Annotated in this window: 3 protein-coding genes; all 3 read right to left on the minus strand. The window is 72.0% G+C overall.

The window, feature by feature from the left end; genetic code table 11:
• Nucleotides 1–245, minus strand: a 245-nt coding sequence (locus ABZ904_RS50815) for an L-histidine N(alpha)-methyltransferase (RefSeq protein WP_361831107.1), incomplete at its 3' end; no start/stop codon positions are given.
• Nucleotides 242–1,030: an ergothioneine biosynthesis protein EgtC gene (gene egtC, locus ABZ904_RS50820; RefSeq protein ID WP_361006280.1), complete on the minus strand. Its 789-nt coding sequence runs from the start codon at nucleotides 1,028–1,030 to the stop codon at nucleotides 242–244. The genes ABZ904_RS50815 and egtC, both read right to left, overlap by 4 nt.
• Nucleotides 1,030–2,295 (minus strand): ergothioneine biosynthesis protein EgtB, encoded by a 1,266-nt coding sequence (gene egtB, locus ABZ904_RS50825; protein WP_361831113.1) that lies wholly within the window; start codon nucleotides 2,293–2,295, stop codon nucleotides 1,030–1,032. The genes egtC and egtB overlap by 1 nt, the downstream gene beginning before the upstream one ends.
• Nucleotides 2,296–2,299 lie beyond the last annotated feature (4 nt).

Below are 2,299 nucleotides of genomic sequence, written 5' to 3' on the forward strand. Positions count from 1 at the left end.
GTGGCCGCGCCGGTCGCGGACGCGATCTCCCCGGCGCGGCCGATCAGGATCTCCCGCTCGGCGCGCGTGGGGTAGTACTCGGGCAGTTCGGTGATCTTTTCGAACAGGTTGCTGCCGTGAGCGTCGTAGAACCACTTCGGCGGCAGTGTCTTGGGCATGCGGGTGAGGCCGTGGAGCACATCGGCGCGCAGCGCGGCGTCCGTGGCGTCCTCGGGAAGGGTGCGGGTGAGATGGAAGGGGCTCACGTGCTCGGCTCCTCGCGTGGTACGGATGCCATGTCGTCGCGGAGATCCTTGAGAGGGGTGAGCAGGACGTCGGTGCGCGTGGCCGCGAGCAGTGTGCGGTCGGGCACCTCCTGCCATTGGGGGTCGTCGTCGTAGGGCTCGGAGGCCACGACGGTGCGGCCGGGCTCGGCCAGGTACCAGAGCGTGTCCCCCCATGCGGTGGCGGCGATCGTCTCCCCGTTGGTGAGCAGCAGGTTGAGCCGGGAGCCGGGGGCCGCCTCGCCGATCTCCAGCACGGTGTCGGCCAGCGCCCCTCCCGCCTCGTCGCCGGTGCGCAGCCGGTTCAGCACGAGTGCCCAGACCAGCGCCGAGTCGGTGCGCGCCTCCAGCGACAGCAACTCGGCGGGCGGCAGGGTGCGGGTGAGGTCCGCGACCGAACGGGGCCAGCCGGTGACGGCGCCGTTGTGGCTGAACAGCCACCGGCCCGCGGCGAACGGGGCGGCGGCGGCCTCCCCTGCGGCACACCCTTCGGTGGCGTCGCGCACGGCGGCCAGGAACGCGCCGGAGCGCACGACCCGCGCCAGATCGGCGAAGGACGGGTCGCTCCAGATGGGTCCCATCCGGCGGTACCGGGCCGGCACCGGGTCGCCGGCGGCGTACCAACCGACCCCGAAGCCGTCGGCGTTGACCGTTCCGTAGCGCTGCCTGCGCGGCGCCCACGACTGCCGGTAGAGGCTGTGCTTAGGCTCCATGAGGATCCGGCCGAGGGGCTCCTCGGCGCCGAGAAAAGCCAGATGACGGCACATCAGGCATCCCTCGCCGTTCGGAATCCGCAGAAGATCTGCCGCCGGATCGGATAGTCCCAGTTGCGGAACGTGCCGCGGCAGGCCACCTGGTCCACGGCGAACGAACCGCCGCGCAGCACCTTGTACTCGGGCCCGAAGAAGACCTCCGAGTACTCCTTGTACGGGAATGCGGTGAACCCCGGGTACGGCAGGAAGTCGCTCGCCGTCCACTCCCACACGTCGCCGATCAACTGCCGTACGCCGAGCGGTGAGGCGCCCGCCGGGTAGCTGCCGGCCGGCGCCGGACGCAGATGACGCTGGCCGAGGTTGGCGTGCTCGGGCCCCGGGTCGGCGTCCCCCCACGGGTAGCGGCGGGACCGGCCGGTCTCCGGGTCGTGGCGCGCCGCCTTCTCCCACTCCGTCTCGGTGGGCAGCCGGCGCCCCGCCCAGCGCGCATACGCGTCCGCCTCGTACCAGCACACGTGCAGGACGGGCTCGTCGGGCGGCACCACCTCGGTGGTCCCGAAGCGCCGCCGCAGCCACTGCCCGCCCTCGCGCCGCCAGTACAGCGGGGCCTCGAGGTCGTTGGTGCGGATGTGCGCCCACCCCTCAGGGGTCCACCAGCGCTCTTCGCCGTACCCTCCGTCCTCGATGAACGCCTGGTAGGCGGCGTTCGTGACCGGGGTGGCATCGATGTAGAAGCCGGGGACCACACGCTCGTGCGCGGGCCGTTCGTTGTCCAGTGCCCAAGGCTCGGTCGAGGTGCCCATCGTGAACGCTCCGCCGGGCACGAGGACTTCGCAGGGACCCTCGTACGGCGCCACCGGCTCCGGATCAGGTGCGGTGAGCGCCCCCGGCCCACGGCGGAGCTGATGGGTGATCAGCATCGTCTCGTCGTGCTGCTGTTCGTGCTGGGCGATCATGCCGAAGGCGAAGCCCGCCTCGGTCAGGCGCCGGCCCTGGAACGGCGTGCTCTCCAGCACGTCCAGGACCCGGCCGCGCACCTCGGCGGCATACCGCCGGGCCTCCGCGGGCGCCAGCAGCGGGAGGGTGGGCCGCGCGGCACGCGGGTGCTCGAAGGCGTCGTAGATCCCGTCGATCTCCGGGCGCATGGCCTCGCGTCCCGCGACCGTGCGCAGCAGCCACAGCTCTTCCTGGTTGCCTATGTGCGCGAGGTCCCACACCAGCGGTGACATCAGCGGTGAATGCTGGGCCATGAGGTCGGGTTCCTCGACACAGGTGGTCAGGAGCGCCGTACGGTCGCGGGCCGCGGTCAGCGCGTCCAGTACG

The organism is Streptomyces sp. NPDC046900, from assembly GCF_040644975.1.
Lineage (GTDB): Bacteria > Actinomycetota > Actinomycetes > Streptomycetales > Streptomycetaceae > Streptomyces.